The organism is Bacillus sp. GMa5/1 (assembly GCF_050172015.1).
Lineage (GTDB): Bacteria > Bacillota > Bacilli > Bacillales > Bacillaceae_G > Bacillus_A > Bacillus_A cereus.
In genome coordinates this window covers 1-14617 of the sequence record NZ_JBNLYC010000046.1, presented here as the reverse complement: position 1 = coordinate 14617, position 14617 = coordinate 1, and the positions used below count along the sequence as shown (strand labels likewise).

The window sequence follows — 14617 nt, the reverse complement described above, 5'->3', positions numbered from 1 at the left end:
GGAAACATGTACAAGTTGATTTGATAATAATGATTTAAATGTCTAGATAAGGGGATGGAGTATGATTGAATTGGAAATTAGAGTGGAGCGTCTTAGGGAAGAAAAAACAGGTAATATTGTATCATTATCTTCTTATATTGGGTGGGATTATAACAGAGAAGAAATTGAGACTATTTTTAACGCAGGGATTGTATACGGTGTTTGGAATGAGAGAAAGGAACTTATTGCTAGCGCGGCAATAATATTATATGGGGAGAAATTAGCGTCTATCGGAATGGTGATTGTACATCCAGATTATAAGGGGAGAGGGATTGGAAAGATAATAACGGAAGCGTGCGTTAAAAGCGTATCAGCTCATACTCCAATTATGCTGATTGCTACGGATGAAGGGAAACCTTTATATGAAAAGTTAGGATTTAGGGCAGTAAGTTATGTTTCTAAATACATATGTAACTCATACAATGCGAAAGATTATTGTGTAAGAAATGAAGATTATGTGATGAATTATGAAGAGGGTGATTTAGAAAAAATAATAAAAATAGATGAATATGCGTTTGGAACAAATAGAAAAGAGTTTTTAAAGAAAAGAATTGTGCAAAGTGAGCAGTGTGTCGTTGTAAAGGATACGAAAGAAAATGTAGTAGGATACGGTATAAGTATACAAACGCCAGAAAATAAAATAATAGGACCAGTCGTTGCTAAAAATAATGAGATGGCAATGAGAATAGTACATGATTTAGCAAGAGGGCATAATGGAAAATTAAGAATGGATGTACCAGAAGGAAAGAACGATTTCATGAAAGAATTAGAGATTGCTGGTTTTAAAAAGGTGAATACACCACCAATTATGATGAAAAATAGTAATCGGTTATTAAAAAGAAATAGTGAACTATATAGTATTGCAGCGCAAATTTTTGGATAAAAAAGAACCCTTTTAAATGAAGGATTCTTTTTTGAGCCAATTTAATCACGATATTGGTCATGAGTCGGCTGAAAGAGGTCTTTCTCGATATCTCGCACCATAGAAAAATGATCAACGTTATAATGACCGTGTAAAGTTTTATTGTGATGACCAATAATTTGTTCTGCAGACAATACGTTAGAATCAGTTGTTGAATGACCGTTTTTAATTAATGTAACGTCAAATCCTTGTACAGTTGCTGTCCTAACGGCAGTGTCAATGCAATGTTCTGTTTTACATCCGCCTATAACAATATGATTAATGTTTTCTTCTTTTAAAAGTTCAAGTAAAGAAGTACCGTAGAATGAATTGGTTGCTGCTTTATTAATAAAGATTGCAGACTGGGGTACTTGAATTTGATTATGTACTTCAAATCCTTCGCCACTACCAGAAGCAACATCGATATCTCTTACGAAAACAATAAGAGCATTTGAATCTATTGCTTTCTGGAGGGCTATATTTAGTGTAGATAATAGCTCGGTTTTACGAAAAACTTCATTTTCTTGCTCATTTCCATCAATTAATTCTTGCTGAGCGTCGATAATTAATAGTGCTTGTTTCATCGTGTCTCCCCTTTAATATGAAATAAGTTCCACTGTACATATTCCTTCAGATTGTTAGAAAATCCTCCATTGTAAGAGAAGTAGAAGATTGATTTACAAAGTTGTCAAAGAAATTTAATTCTCATAGCGTGTAAAAACATGTATGATAGGAGATGGAGAATTTTTGAGTAGGTGGGAATAACATGCAAACAGTAGAAGATTATCTTTCATTCTTACATACGAAAGGATTTAAATTATCAGAGGAAGCACAAGGGTTTATTATGTTTGGACAAGGATATACTGGTGCGTCTGATGGGATTGTGAACGCAGCAATAGAAGCGACAATTAAACATCAATTGCAGTTTGATGGTAGTTATTTCGTTGCGTTATTAGAACGATTGAAAGAGGAAGAAATTACAGATAAAAAAAGCGCTAAGGCTTTTATGCGGAAGTTACAAGCGTAACTTCACGCAGCCTGCGCTTCTTTTTTTGTTTTGGAAGGTAATTCAACAAAAATCATGCCTAGAAAAATACATAGACATCCGATAATAGCAGAAATAGAAAGTTGTTCATTTGCAACGAGAACGCCTGTTAATGCAGCAAAAACGGGCTCCATTGCGAAAATAATTGCTACTCTCGTTGGAGAAGTGTGTTTTTGTGCCGATGTTTGAATGAAAAAAGCAATAGATGTTGCAAACAGGGCAGTTAGAAAGAGTGCGAATAAAAAGGATTGATTCGTCCATAGTGATACTGAAAATAACTTTTCCCAATCTTCAAACAAGAAAGCGCAAATAGAAGAAAATATACCAACAGCTAATACTTGAGATGTGCTTAATAATAAAGGTGATATTTTTTTAGAAAAGAAGCCGTTAATAAGAATATGGGCAGCGAAAGCGACTGCACAACCAAGAACAAGTATATCTCCTATATTTAATTGGAAAGAATCAGCAGCTGTTAATAAGTACAAACCTGTTGTAGCTACAGCAATACCAAGTACGATGAAAATGGTGGCTTTTTGTTTTAAAAAGATAAAGGATAAGATTGGGACCATAACAATGCTTAGCCCAGTTAAGAAACCTGCTTTTGAAGAAGTTGTATAAAGTAAGCCAAATGTTTGTAATAAATAGCCGACAAATAAGAAGAACCCAACTATTAATCCAGCTAAACTACTATGTTTTAATTCTTGTTTTGAAGTTTTCTGTGAGAAAATAATTTGAACGAATAATAAAATAATTCCAGCGAATAAAAAACGAATACCATTAAACGTAAATGGACCAACGAAAGACATAGCGTTTTGAACGACAACAAACGTAGCTCCCCAAATAAAAGAGACAAATAATAAAGCAAGAGGAGCAATCCACTCTTTTTTCACACTCATACCCCCGTTAATTTTGTAAGATAGCTTTTCTAGCTAATTCATCAGCTACTTTATTTTGACTACTTGGAATCCACTTAATAAAAAAGAGATTGAAGTTTTTTATGTACTGTAGTGCTTCATCTAAAAGAGGTGCAAATATTTTATTTTTTGCGTATTCCTTTTCAACAGCCCGCTCAACAAGCTGCGAATCTGTACGAAAAGAGACAGTGCTATAATTATGCTCAATGCAATATTTTAATGCTAGAAGTAAAGCGCGGTATTCTGCTTCATGATTGGACATTGTTCCAAGTGGTACTGATAATTGTACAGGCGGCTGAACGCCTTTAATAAACACTCCTGCACCAGAAGGACCAGGATTTCCTTTTGATGCACCATCAATATATACTTCAATCAAAATGAGAAACCTCCAAATTATAAGATTATCCCCTACTTAAATATTTTTTGAAGTAGGGGATAGAGTAGTTATCCGATTGTGATGCTGTAACGACATGTAAATGTTTCATTCGCTTGTAAAGATTGAATTCCCTTTTTGTCCTTGAAACCTTTTGCTGGATTTACTTCATCAGCGATTCCATACCAAGGTTCAATACATAAGAAAGGTGCGTTATCCCCTGGTGTCCATACGCCGACAAATGGAAATCCATCAAATTCTACTTTTACAAATTTATTATGTTTATGAGAACGAATCGAAATTTCATTCGTATTCATATGTTCAAAAATAAGTGCATCATTTTTGAATAAATCGTATGTAAGTGGCAATTCAGTCGTATTTTCAGCGATTAATTGCTTTTTGTTTGAAAGATAAGGTCCTTCTAATACGCTTGTTTCTAAGCGTTCCGAACCATTAAACGATAAGTGATAATCTGTAAATGATTCACCGTCCAATAAAGGGAAGTTGAATCCAGGATGTGCGCCGATTGAGAAGAACATTTCTTTAGAAGTAGGATTGTTTACTTCATATGTTACATGAACACTTTGTCCATCTAGCTCATAAGAAACGAGTAATTCGAATTCGTATGGGTATTTTTTTAATGTTTCTTCATTACTAGTAACGATATAAGTGATCTTTGTTTCGCTTTGTTCTTTCACAGAGAAAGTAAGATCACGAGCGAAACCGTGTTGTGTTAATGAATATGGTTTACCGTCTACGTAGTATGTATTATCTACTAATCGACCGACAATTGGGAACAAAATTGGTGCACGGCGTCCCCAATAAGTAGAATCACCTTGCCATAAATATTCTATGTTGTCTTCTTTTAAGCGAACGCTCTGTAATTCTGCACCTTTGTCAGAAATGGAAACGATCACTTTTTCATTTTGAATTGTTGCTGTCATGAAGTGAAACCTCCTAAATCTTTCATATGTTTCATTATACGTTGTCTAAAAGGAAAAAGGTAGTTTATGATAGGAAATCTATTGACGAAAGAGGGGCTACCACGTAAAATATAATCTTGTTGCTAAAAAAAAGAATAACGTGGTTCGAAACCATCCCACGTAAAAAAACTAAGGAGATTTTGTCATGAATATTAGAACATTAGTCGGTAATGGTATTTTAGCGGCATTATATATTGCTGTTTCTATGCTTATTCAGCCATTTGGCTTTACGAATGTACAGTTTCGTATTTCAGAGATGTTTAATCATCTCGTTGTATTTAACAAGAAAGCAATTTACGGAATTGTATTAGGTGTATTTTTAACGAATCTCTTTTTCTCACCTATGATCGCTTATGATTTAGTATTTGGAGTAGGGCAATCTATTCTTGCATTAGTTGCAACGATTATTTCTATGCGATTTATTAAAGGTGTTTGGGCTCGTATGATTTTTAATACAGTTATCTTTACGATTACAATGTTTATGATTGCAATTGAACTTCATCTTGCATTTGACCTACCATTTATGTGGACTTGGTTAACATGTGCAGCAGGTGAATTCGTAGTAATGGCGATCGGTATGCCTGTAATGTACTGGATTAATAAGCGAGTACAATTTGAAAGATTTATGTAATAGATGAAAGAGCTATTCCTTATATAGGATGGCTCTTTTTGTATGTGATTATATTGAATATAATACTGTGACTCTTGATAAAATATAATAAAATAAAGTGAGGCTTCAATTAGCCGGATAAATAAGAAGTCTTACATAAGGGGAATGTAGTATGAAATATAAAATTCATTGGTTGTATAAAACGAAGCGCGGATTGCAGACGGAATTAACAACAGAGTATATGAACATAGAAGAAGTACTTCAATTTGCAGAGGATTTTGAGAAAACAGGAAGAGTAAAAGAAATTTCATTTTATGATGAAATGGACGCAGAATGGTCATTAAAAGAGATGAAAAAGTTAAGTAAGCAAGTAGAGGAAGATCCCCAAGAAATACTCGTTTATTTTGATGGGGGGTATGATGTGCAAACGAAAGAAGCTGGCGTTGGTATATGTGTGTATTATAAAAAAGGAAATACAAACTACCGGATTCGCCGCAATGCATATATAGAAGGTATATATGATAATAATGAAGCGGAATATGCATCGTTACTATACGGTATGAATATACTCGAGGAATTAGGGATTAAGTATGAAGCAGTCACACTTCGCGGTGATTCTCAAGTTGTACTGCAGCAATTAGCCGGAGAATGGCCTTGTTATGATGAGCATTTAAACCATTATTTAGATCAAATTGAACAAAAGGCGAAGCAAATGAAATTAAAACTTATATGTGAACCAATATCTAGAAAACAAAATAAAGAAGCACATCAATTAGCTACGCAAGCATTGGAAGGAACAGTTATTGATAGTCATAAAGAAATAACTGAATAGAGAGGTGCAAAGGTGGATAAAAAGCAACTCATTACAGAGGTAAATGACTTATTAGAAACGTATTGTGAAGGATGTTTCTTGCGAGAACATAATCGAAAGACAAATAGTAAATATTATGCCCATTCATTTTGTATACGGCAATGTACAGTTGGAGAAACATTGAAAAAGTATGGAGAACAGTTGTCATGAAAAAACATCCAGAGAAAATTCTCTGGATGTTTTTTAGTGTCTTGCTTCGTTTAGTTGATGCTCACATTTATTTAATTTCTTTTCCTCATTCATTAAAAATGGCTCATCTAAATCAGTTGCAACAGATTTCATAATTTCAAGCTGAGAGCGAGCTGCTTCTACAGCAGTAGTAGCATGCTCTAATGTATCTGGATCCATTGAAATTGTTGCTGATCCTACCATTTTTTGTGCTGTTTCTACACGGAATTTCACTTCTTCAAAATCATTTAATTCTGATCCCATTAATAATTCCTCCTTTGTATAGTGCGCATTTCACATAGTTTTTGCTCTGTAAAACGGAAATATACAAAGGAATAACAAAGGAGGTTACCAAGTAAGGCAACCTCCTGTTATATGTTGGATTAAAGTTTTACTACGTTAGCAGCTTGAGGTCCGCGGTTACCTTCAGTAATGTCGAAAGATACTTCTTGACCTTCTTCTAAAGCTTTGTAGCCGTCTCCTTGAATAGCAGAGAAATGTACGAATACATCGTCAGCGCCTTCCATTTCGATAAATCCAAAACCTTTTTCGTTGTTAAACCATTTTACTTTTCCTTGCATGTTACAATTCCTCCTAAAAGCGTTTACTATTTTCATTTAGTGAAATTCATTAAAAAAATAATATAAACTAAAAATGCTATATTCTTGAATATTCTGCTAAATGATTAATTTAAATATACACGAATTGGGAGAATTTAGTCAAGTAAGCGATTTTATTTTTTTGTATTTTTAAATAATTTTCCAGTCAAATTTTTAAATAGGTATAGGACAAGCCGGGTATGTAATATTCTTAATTGAATGCTATACATAATGAGGTGAAAGAATGAATAAGTCTTACTTATTAGATAATGAAGGAATGAGAACGAGAACCGACATACCGGATTGGGTTGCAAAAGAATTTGAGATTTTTTCAAATGTTGTGTTAGAACCAACTTTTCCATGTTATTTCGGTTTAACAGCTTTGAAAAAGAATGAACTTCGTTATTCATTTCTTTCTCATAATGATTGGAGTCATTTGCCGCATACAATGTTATCTTTTTTAGAGTTAATGAAAGAGAGACCGATTGTAAGAAGGGGCTTTTTCCTTTTTGTAGAACCGGAATGTGAAGAACATTCACTCGAATATTACCGTGATTCTTTTTGGAAAGTGTTACAGTATTTACATGAAAACGATAATCAAGCATGGCCAAAGCAAATTCCTGAAGACCCAGACCATTATTTATGGGAATTTTCATTTGGTGGTGAGCCAATATTCGCATTTGGAAATGCGCCAGCTTATAAACAACGAAAAACTAGACATTTAGGGAATTCTCTCGTTATTGGGTTTCAGCCACGCATTATTTTTGATGGATTAGAGGGAGATCGTCCTAAAGGAGCATATTCAAGACAAATGGTCCGTGAGCGAGTTGAAAAGTGGGATCAATTGCCGAAACATCCTAACATTAGTCATTATGGTGACCCAGAGCATCGTGAATGGAAACAATATTTCATAGGAGACGATGTAGAGCCAATAAAAGGGAAATGTCCTTTTCTTCATAGGATAGAAAAGTAAGAGCCATCATCTAGATGGCTCTTTTGTATATTTTGGATAAAAAAGGGTATTTTATTATGAAAGCTAGTCTATTTTTTAAAATTACATCATTAACTAGTAGTAAAGAGAGTAGAAAGGATAGAGCGATGATTGGAGCAATTATACAGCAAATCGTATTAGGTATATCATTAGCTGCGCCAGTAGGGCCGATTAATATTGAAATGTTAAAACGAGGAATTGAACGTGGTTTTTGGCACGCTTGGGTTGTTGGAATTGGTGGAATGACTGCAGATGTTTTATTTATGCTTCTCATTTATTTCGGTTTATCTTCTGTGTTTATGTATACATATGTACAAGCCTTCATGTATTGCACGGGTTTTTTCTTGTTATTTTATTTAGGATTTCAAAGTGTAAAACAAGGAATTTTCGAATCGAATATGGAATATAAAAAAGAAGAGGTAGGTGGCCTTAAGCAATCGTTTATGGCAGGATTTTTAATTGCGATATCCAATCCATTAAATCTTGTTTTTTGGTTTGGTATATACGGAAGTACACTTAGCTCATTACTTACGAAGGTAACGAAACAAGAAGCTTTTTTGTACAGTCTTTGCATTATTGTTGGTATTATTTTATGGAATTTAAATATTGCTTTTTCTGTACATTTTGGAAGAACTTTATTAAAACCAAAAGCGCTTGGCTACATAACAGCCGGAGCAGGTATTATTTTAGTAGGTTACTCTATACATTTTGCATACAAAGCTTTACAGTTGTTCACATAAGATTGAAGGGGAGATTTTTATGTATCGAACCACTATTGACGGAAAAGAAATTATAATTACGTTAGCGCCAAAAATCCGAAAAGAAATTACTGATAGAAATCCACTATATGAAGCGGTATTTCATAATGCTGCAAGATTGTTACAAACAAAGCAACCGACGTTTGCAGTAAATCATGAAATATTTGGGCTCATTATTGGAGAAGTGCAAAGAGGAGAAGTAACAGTGTTTGCAGTGGAACATATTATTCCGAAGCAAAATATATTTGGATCAAACAATTTTTTCTCGGCAATAGAACAGCAGGCAAATTTGTAAAGTGAATAGAATAAGAATAGAAAAGAAATAGTCGTAACGATATGTTGCGGCTGTTTTTTTGGAAAAGGGGGAAACAAGATGAAGAAAGTGGGGAAAGAGTTCTTTTTACAACATGATATTGTTATTATGTATAGCATTCTATTTATTTTCATTATTATTTTAAAAATGCAATTTTTTACGTGGTTTGGCATGTTAGCATGTATGTTTGGGATTGTTTTCTATACACTTAATGAATATATGACACATCGTTTTTTATTCCATATAAAGCCACCTAAAAACACATTTCTATTAAAAATGTTAAGAAGATTGCATTATGATCACCACGTATATCCAGATGATTTAAAACTTTTGTTTTTACCTGTATGGTTTAGTATACCTAGTTTTACTATATATTTACTTATAGCATATGGTATTACAAAAAGTGTTACTATTGCACTTTCATTTGGAATCGGAATGATTATTATGCTGCTCGTTTACGAATGGAAACATTATATTGCTCATAGACCGATTCGTCCCGTCACTAAGTTTGGAAGATGGCTAAAAAAACAACATATATTACATCATTATAAAAACGAAAAGTTTTGGTTTGGTGTTTCAAATCCAGTATTCGATTTTATATTTGGAACACTTAAAGATGGAAAAGATGTTGAGTTAAGCGAAACGGCTCGTAATTTAGAAAAGGAAAAAAAGACAAAAGTAGTGCGTTAAGCACTGCTTTTGTCTTAATGAGGATAAATAAGTAAGGTGTCACTTTATTTTGAAAAAGTATATTAAAAATTTAGGGGAAATTGCCGAAAAATGTCTATCAAAAAATCTTTGCATGAATGCATGGATTGTCTAAAATGAATATAAGTTTCTGAATATTTATAAAATTTAGTCTTTAGGTATGCAAGGGGGAAGTGTATTTTTAGTAAGAGAGGGGATCGGTTAATGAAACGAGACGATACGTCAGCACGTAAGTTGCAAAATGAGGTGAATTATACAGAGGTCGTTCAGTCGGAAGAATTTCAATTGTTATTAAATACGAAAAAGAAGTTTATCATTCCAATGAGTATTTTCTTTTTTAGTTTTTTTATCGCATTACCTATTCTAACATCGTATTCAAAGGTGCTTAATACACCTGCATTTGGAGACGTTACATGGGCGTGGGTATTTGCTTTTTCCCAATTTATTATGACATGGGCACTATGTATGATTTATAGCAAAAAAGCAGAATCATTTGATGAAATCTCCCGAAAAATTTTGCAAGATATGCAAAAAGGGAGGGGCTGAACTTGAATACTACTGCATTTGCACTATTTTTAATTATTGTTCTTGGTACGCTCGTCATAACCTATTTTGCATCGAAAAAAACGAAAAATGCGAGTGAATTTTATACGGCTGGAGGGGGATTAACTGGTTGGCAAAATGGTCTGGCCATTGCTGGAGATTACATGTCTGCTGCTTCATTTCTCGGTATAGCTGGAGCAATCGCATTAACTGGGTTTGATGGATTCTTTTATAGTATCGGTTTTTTAGTTGCTTATTTAGTTGTACTATATCTTGTTGCAGAACCGCTTAGAAATTTAGGAAAGTACACTTTGGCGGATATGATTGCAGCACGCTTTGACGCGAAAAAAGTTCGCGGAGTTGCAGCTCTTAATACGATGACGATTTCTATCTTTTATATGATTGCACAATTAGTTGGCGCGGGTGCACTTATTAAATTATTATTAGGGATTGAATATACGACATCTGTATTAATCGTTGGAACACTTATGACGGTGTATGTTATTTTTGGTGGTATGACAGCAACGAGCTGGGTACAAATTGTAAAGGCTGTATTACTTATGGCCGGTACGTTTATTATTTCTGTTATCGTTTTCGCAAAATTCAACTTCAGCGTGACTGAAATGTTTGCCCAAATGAAAACAGCTACACCATTAAAAGATTCATTTTTAAATCCAGGTGTAAAGTATAAGGATGGCCTTGATACACTTTCTTTAAATTTAGGACTAGTACTTGGTACAGCTGGATTACCACATATACTTGTCCGCTTTTTTACAGTACGTGATGCAAAAACTGCACGTCAATCTGTCGTATATGCGACATGGTTAATTGGTGCATTTTATATTATGACGATTTTCTTAGGATTTGGTGCGGCAGCGTTTGTAGGAAATGAAGCGATTATTAAAGCGAACCCAGCGGGTAATATGGCAGCACCTTTATTAGCCAAAGCGTTAGGTGGAGACTTCTTATTTGCTTTCGTATCAGCAATTGCTTTTGCAACAATTTTGGCTGTAGTGGCAGGTCTCGTATTAACGGCAGCATCAGCATTCGCTCATGATTTTTATAATGAGATCATTCGCAAAGGGAAATCATCGGAAAAAGAGCAAGTATCTATGGCTCGGTATGCATCTATTGGAGTAGCGATATTATCTATCATACTTGCATTATTTGCCCAAACATTAAACGTAGCATTTTTAGTATCATTAGCATTTGCAGTTGCAGCGAGTGCAAATCTACCAGTGATTTTATTTACAATATATTGGAAGCGTTTTAATACAACGGGTGCTATTTCCGGTATGATTGTAGGGCTCGTATCAGCAATTGTTCTCGTAGCGTTGAGTCCGAATGTTTGGAACCCTGTAGCTGGAAAAGCTATTTTTGTTGGGGAAGCGATATTCCCATATACGACACCAGGAATTATTTCAATTCCGCTCGGATTTCTTGCAGCATATTTAGGAACTGTTTTATCTAGTAAGAAAGAAGATGCAGCGAAATTTGATGAAATTCTTGTGAAATCTAATACTGGTCACGGTATTAGTGATGCGTCTTCACATTAAATAAAAGAGGAGCTTTTCGATAGATAAGAAAAGCTCTTTTTTCTTTTGTCATTTTCTTGTAAATATTACTGATTTGTAAGTAGGATTTGTCTTAATTTTGTGGAATGAAAATAGCAGGGAGAAATTTAAGTCATCATGGCACCAGCGCAGCTTTTGTGAAAAATAAGTTGTTATGGAAGGTGGAAGTAATGATGAAAACGAAGCAAACTGATGAATTATTAGCAAAAGATGAGCAATATGTTTGGCACGGAATGCGTCCCTTTAGTCCAAATAGTACAATGGTAGGGGCAAAAGCTGAAGGGTGCTGGGTTGAAGATATACAAGGAAAAAGATATTTAGATGGTATGAGTGGTCTTTGGTGTGTGAATAGTGGATATGGAAGAAAGGAGCTCGCAGAAGCGGCTTATAAGCAATTACAAACATTATCATACTTTCCAATGTCACAATCTCATGAACCAGCTATAAAGCTTGCTGAAAAATTAAATGAGTGGCTTGGGGGAGAGTATGTTATTTTCTTCTCAAATAGTGGTTCAGAAGCGAACGAAACAGCTTTTAAAATAGCAAGGCAATATTATGCGCAAAAAGGTGAACCACATCGTTATAAATTTATGTCACGTTATCGTGGGTATCACGGGAATACAATGGCGACAATGGCAGCGACGGGACAAGCGCAGCGTAGATATCAATATGAACCGTTTGCTTCAGGCTTTTTACACGTAACACCACCGGATTGTTACCGTATGCCTGAAATTGAAGGGCAGCATATTTATGATGTAGAATGTGTGAAAGAAGTCGATCGTGTTATGACGTGGGAATTAAGTGAAACAATTGCCGCTTTTATTATGGAACCAATTATTACAGGCGGGGGCATATTAATGCCACCACAAGACTATATGAAAGCTGTTCATGAGACGTGTCAAAAACACGGTGCCTTGCTTATTAGTGATGAAGTAATTTGCGGTTTCGGACGTACAGGAAAAGCATTTGGATTTATGAATTATGATGTGAAGCCAGATATTATTACGATGGCAAAAGGGATTACGAGCGCATATTTACCATTATCTGCAACAGCTGTGAAAAAAGAAATATATGAAGCATTTAAAGGGAAGGGAGAGTATGAATTCTTCCGACATATTAATACATTTGGTGGAAATCCAGCAGCTTGTGCATTAGCCCTTAAAAACTTAGAGATTATGGAAAATGAAAATTTAATTGAGCGATCTGCGCAAATGGGTTCCCTTTTATTAGAGCAACTAAAAGATGAAATTGGGGAACATCCGCTTGTTGGGGATATTAGAGGAAAAGGTCTATTAGTTGGAATTGAATTAGTAAATGATAAAGAGACGAAAGAGCCAATTGATAACGACAAAATCGCAAGTGTCGTAAATGCTTGTAAAGAAAAAGGGCTTATTATAGGACGAAACGGTATGACGACAGCAGGATATAATAACGTCTTAACATTAGCACCGCCGCTTATTATTTCAAGTGAAGAAATTGCCTTTGTTGTTGGAACTTTGAAGACGGCGATGGAACGTATTTAATAAATAGAGAGAGGAGCGAGCTTTAATATAAGGCTCGCTTTTGTTTAGTAGAGGGGACTTTTAATGGATAAATATGATCCGAACAAACATTATCACATCGGATATTATGAAGACGGATATGATTTAGAAGTGACGGCGTACAAAAGAATAAATGAACCAGTTTGGGATGCTTATCTTCCGCACTATGAGGTAGACGATTTTTATAAGAAAGTGGAGGAAATGAAACTGGGTGAATATATAGATGATTATGGTATTAAGGTGTATTCATTTAGTAATGATATCAATGATGAAGAAGCACGAACTATTTTTGAAAAATGGTTAAAAAAGAACGAGATTGTTTAAAGATAAAACAAAAAGGAGATTGCTATCTTATAAAATAGCAATCTCCTTTTATTATAGTAAACTTATTTACTTGCTTTCATTGCTTTATCTTTTGCACCAAAAGTGTATTTTAACATTGGTGGTGTAATCATTGTAGTTAAAATAACGACAATAACGATTGCTGTAAAGTAATCTTGTGCCAATAGACCTGAAGAAAGTCCTGTTCCTGCAATGATAAGTGCAACTTCACCACGAGAAACCATACCAGAACCGATAATTGCAGAAGACTTAGCATCAAATCCAGTCATGCGTGCACCAACACCACAACCAATTAGTTTCGTTAATACAGCGATTACTGTTAATGCTAAGATGAACCAAATTTGATTGCCAATACCGTCAAATGTAATATTCATACCGATACTAACGAAGAATACTGGAACGAACATAGCGTAAGCAATTGGTTCTACTTTCTTTTCTACTTCATGTTTGTAGTTTGTTTGAGAAATTGCAATACCAGCAGCGAAAGCACCGATAATACCAGCAATTCCTAATAGTTCGCCGAAATATGCGAATGAGAAACAGATGATAAGAGCTGCGCTCACGATAGACTCAGATACGCGCAGTGGTGACAACCAACGCATAATTGCTGGAACACCTTTCCATCCAATTAAAATAATAGAAGCGAAGAATACTACTTTCTTCAAGATAATCATTGTTAAGTTAACATCATCAGTGCCTAAGAAGCTCATTGCGAATGCTAATAAAATAACAACAAGAATATCATCAAATACAGCGGCTCCAAGCATCGTCGTACTTTCACGTGTTTTCATTTTACCTAAATCACGAAGTGTTTGTACGGAAATACTAACACTTGTCGCACATAGAAGTAATCCTAAGAATACAGCGTTTCCTTGTTCCATTCCCATAACAAGGCCGGAAACGTAACCACCTACGAATGGAAGAATAATACCTCCGAGTGCAACTGCTAAAGAAGAATTACGATTGGCGTTTAATTCTTCTAAGTCTGTTTCAAGTCCAGCCATAAACATTAGAAGAATAACCCCGACATTACTTAATTGAGTTAGAAGCTCTGAATTTTCAATCCAACCTAATACAGCTGGACCGATAACGATACCGACAATTAATTTACCTAGTACAGAAGGTTGACCTAATCTAACACTAAGATCACCAGCAAGCTTTGTACTTAATAAAATAAGTGCAATTTGAAAGAAAAATTCGAATTCCATCTGATCCTCTCCTCATCATTTTTAGTTTTATCATACGATTTCTCGGAATTTGCCTAATGAAAATATGTAAAACCCATTAAACAAAAGGGTCTGATTACGAGTTCTTTTGAACTTGTAATTTGAACCTGTAATTAAT

General features: G+C 34.7%; 20 protein-coding genes and 1 riboswitch. Of the genes, 13 read left to right on the top strand and 7 right to left on the bottom strand.

What is annotated here, in order from left to right; genetic code table 11:
• Positions 1 to 61 precede the first annotated feature (61 nt).
• Complete coding sequence (locus tag ACQGSG_RS13685; protein ID WP_214631800.1) at positions 62 to 922, top strand: GNAT family N-acetyltransferase; 861 nt, start codon at positions 62 to 64, stop codon at positions 920 to 922.
• 41 nt (positions 923 to 963) lie between these two features.
• Here ACQGSG_RS13685 and ACQGSG_RS13680 read toward each other — a convergent pair whose 3' ends face one another.
• Entirely contained in the window at positions 964 to 1524 is a 561-nt protein-coding gene (locus ACQGSG_RS13680; RefSeq protein ID WP_214631801.1) for a cysteine hydrolase family protein, read from the bottom strand.
• Positions 1525 to 1706: 182 nt separating this feature from the next.
• On the opposite strand from ACQGSG_RS13680, the gene ACQGSG_RS13675 reads away from it, so the two are divergent.
• On the top strand, positions 1707 to 1967 hold the full coding sequence (locus ACQGSG_RS13675; RefSeq protein WP_001195212.1) for a DUF6123 family protein: 261 nt from the start codon (positions 1707 to 1709) through the stop codon (positions 1965 to 1967).
• Positions 1968 to 1969: 2 nt separating this feature from the next.
• Here the strand turns inward: ACQGSG_RS13675 and ACQGSG_RS13670 are convergent, their stop codons facing one another.
• The 3 genes from ACQGSG_RS13670 to ACQGSG_RS13660 form a co-directional block, all read right to left on the bottom strand.
• Positions 1970 to 2875 (bottom strand): DMT family transporter, encoded by a 906-nt coding sequence (locus tag ACQGSG_RS13670; RefSeq protein ID WP_000712602.1) that lies wholly within the window; start codon positions 2873 to 2875, stop codon positions 1970 to 1972.
• 13 nt (positions 2876 to 2888) lie between these two features.
• Positions 2889 to 3275, bottom strand: coding sequence for a reverse transcriptase-like protein (locus ACQGSG_RS13665; protein ID WP_000573881.1), 387 nt, complete (start codon positions 3273 to 3275; stop codon positions 2889 to 2891).
• A gap of 68 nt (positions 3276 to 3343) precedes the next feature.
• Positions 3344 to 4216, bottom strand: a complete 873-nt coding sequence (locus tag ACQGSG_RS13660) for an aldose 1-epimerase family protein (RefSeq protein ID WP_214631802.1) — start codon at positions 4214 to 4216, stop codon at positions 3344 to 3346.
• Between the two features lie 133 nt (positions 4217 to 4349).
• A riboswitch (PreQ1 riboswitch) is annotated at positions 4350 to 4394 on the top strand.
• A gap of 6 nt (positions 4395 to 4400) precedes the next feature.
• Here ACQGSG_RS13660 and ACQGSG_RS13655 point away from each other — a divergent pair.
• From ACQGSG_RS13655 to ACQGSG_RS13645, 3 genes are all read left to right on the top strand, one after another.
• Positions 4401 to 4886, top strand: a complete 486-nt coding sequence (locus tag ACQGSG_RS13655) for a QueT transporter family protein (protein ID WP_001026471.1) — start codon at positions 4401 to 4403, stop codon at positions 4884 to 4886.
• A 151-nt stretch (positions 4887 to 5037) separates the two neighbouring features.
• Entirely contained in the window at positions 5038 to 5697 is a 660-nt protein-coding gene (locus tag ACQGSG_RS13650) for a ribonuclease H family protein (protein WP_000875554.1), read from the top strand.
• Between the two features lie 12 nt (positions 5698 to 5709).
• Positions 5710 to 5886, top strand: a complete 177-nt coding sequence (locus ACQGSG_RS13645; RefSeq protein WP_000358801.1) for a zinc-finger domain-containing protein — start codon at positions 5710 to 5712, stop codon at positions 5884 to 5886.
• 33 nt (positions 5887 to 5919) lie between these two features.
• Here the strand turns inward: ACQGSG_RS13645 and ACQGSG_RS13640 are convergent, their stop codons facing one another.
• Both ACQGSG_RS13640 and cspB read right to left on the bottom strand, forming a co-directional pair.
• Complete coding sequence (locus ACQGSG_RS13640; protein WP_325842265.1) at positions 5920 to 6168, bottom strand: DUF2564 family protein; 249 nt, start codon at positions 6166 to 6168, stop codon at positions 5920 to 5922.
• 119 nt (positions 6169 to 6287) lie between these two features.
• A complete protein-coding gene (gene cspB / locus ACQGSG_RS13635; RefSeq protein WP_001161731.1) occupies positions 6288 to 6485 on the bottom strand; it encodes a cold shock-like protein CspB in 198 nt (65 codons plus the stop codon).
• Between the two features lie 262 nt (positions 6486 to 6747).
• On the opposite strand from cspB, the gene ACQGSG_RS13630 reads away from it, so the two are divergent.
• The 8 genes from ACQGSG_RS13630 to ACQGSG_RS13595 all read left to right on the top strand — a co-directional run bounded on the left by ACQGSG_RS13630 (position 6748) and on the right by ACQGSG_RS13595 (position 13255).
• Positions 6748 to 7476, top strand: a complete 729-nt coding sequence (locus ACQGSG_RS13630) for a YqcI/YcgG family protein (RefSeq protein WP_214631803.1) — start codon at positions 6748 to 6750, stop codon at positions 7474 to 7476.
• Between the two features lie 14 nt (positions 7477 to 7490).
• Complete coding sequence (locus tag ACQGSG_RS13625) at positions 7491 to 8234, top strand: LysE family transporter (protein ID WP_001196839.1); 744 nt, start codon at positions 7491 to 7493, stop codon at positions 8232 to 8234.
• Positions 8235 to 8253: 19 nt separating this feature from the next.
• Positions 8254 to 8547: a hypothetical protein gene (locus tag ACQGSG_RS13620; protein WP_000286362.1), complete on the top strand. Its 294-nt coding sequence runs from the start codon at positions 8254 to 8256 to the stop codon at positions 8545 to 8547.
• Positions 8548 to 8625: 78 nt separating this feature from the next.
• Positions 8626 to 9255: a sterol desaturase family protein gene (locus ACQGSG_RS13615; RefSeq protein WP_000755396.1), complete on the top strand. Its 630-nt coding sequence runs from the start codon at positions 8626 to 8628 to the stop codon at positions 9253 to 9255.
• Positions 9256 to 9477: 222 nt separating this feature from the next.
• Positions 9478 to 9819, top strand: a complete 342-nt coding sequence (locus ACQGSG_RS13610; RefSeq protein ID WP_000817366.1) for a DUF485 domain-containing protein — start codon at positions 9478 to 9480, stop codon at positions 9817 to 9819.
• Positions 9820 to 9821: 2 nt separating this feature from the next.
• Positions 9822 to 11372 carry a solute symporter family protein gene (locus tag ACQGSG_RS13605; RefSeq protein ID WP_001098233.1) on the top strand — a complete coding sequence of 517 codons (1551 nt, stop codon included), beginning with the start codon at positions 9822 to 9824 and terminating at the stop codon, positions 11370 to 11372.
• A 191-nt stretch (positions 11373 to 11563) separates the two neighbouring features.
• A complete protein-coding gene (locus ACQGSG_RS13600; RefSeq protein ID WP_000850959.1) occupies positions 11564 to 12913 on the top strand; it encodes an aspartate aminotransferase family protein in 1350 nt (449 codons plus the stop codon).
• A 63-nt stretch (positions 12914 to 12976) separates the two neighbouring features.
• Positions 12977 to 13255 (top strand): DUF3986 family protein, encoded by a 279-nt coding sequence (locus tag ACQGSG_RS13595; protein WP_021728660.1) that lies wholly within the window; start codon positions 12977 to 12979, stop codon positions 13253 to 13255.
• A gap of 62 nt (positions 13256 to 13317) precedes the next feature.
• Here the strand turns inward: ACQGSG_RS13595 and ACQGSG_RS13590 are convergent, their stop codons facing one another.
• The gene (locus ACQGSG_RS13590; RefSeq protein ID WP_000393892.1) at positions 13318 to 14481 is read right to left on the bottom strand and encodes a cation:proton antiporter; all 1164 of its coding nucleotides are present in this window, start codon (positions 14479 to 14481) and stop codon (positions 13318 to 13320) included.
• Positions 14482 to 14617: the final 136 nt, after the last annotated feature.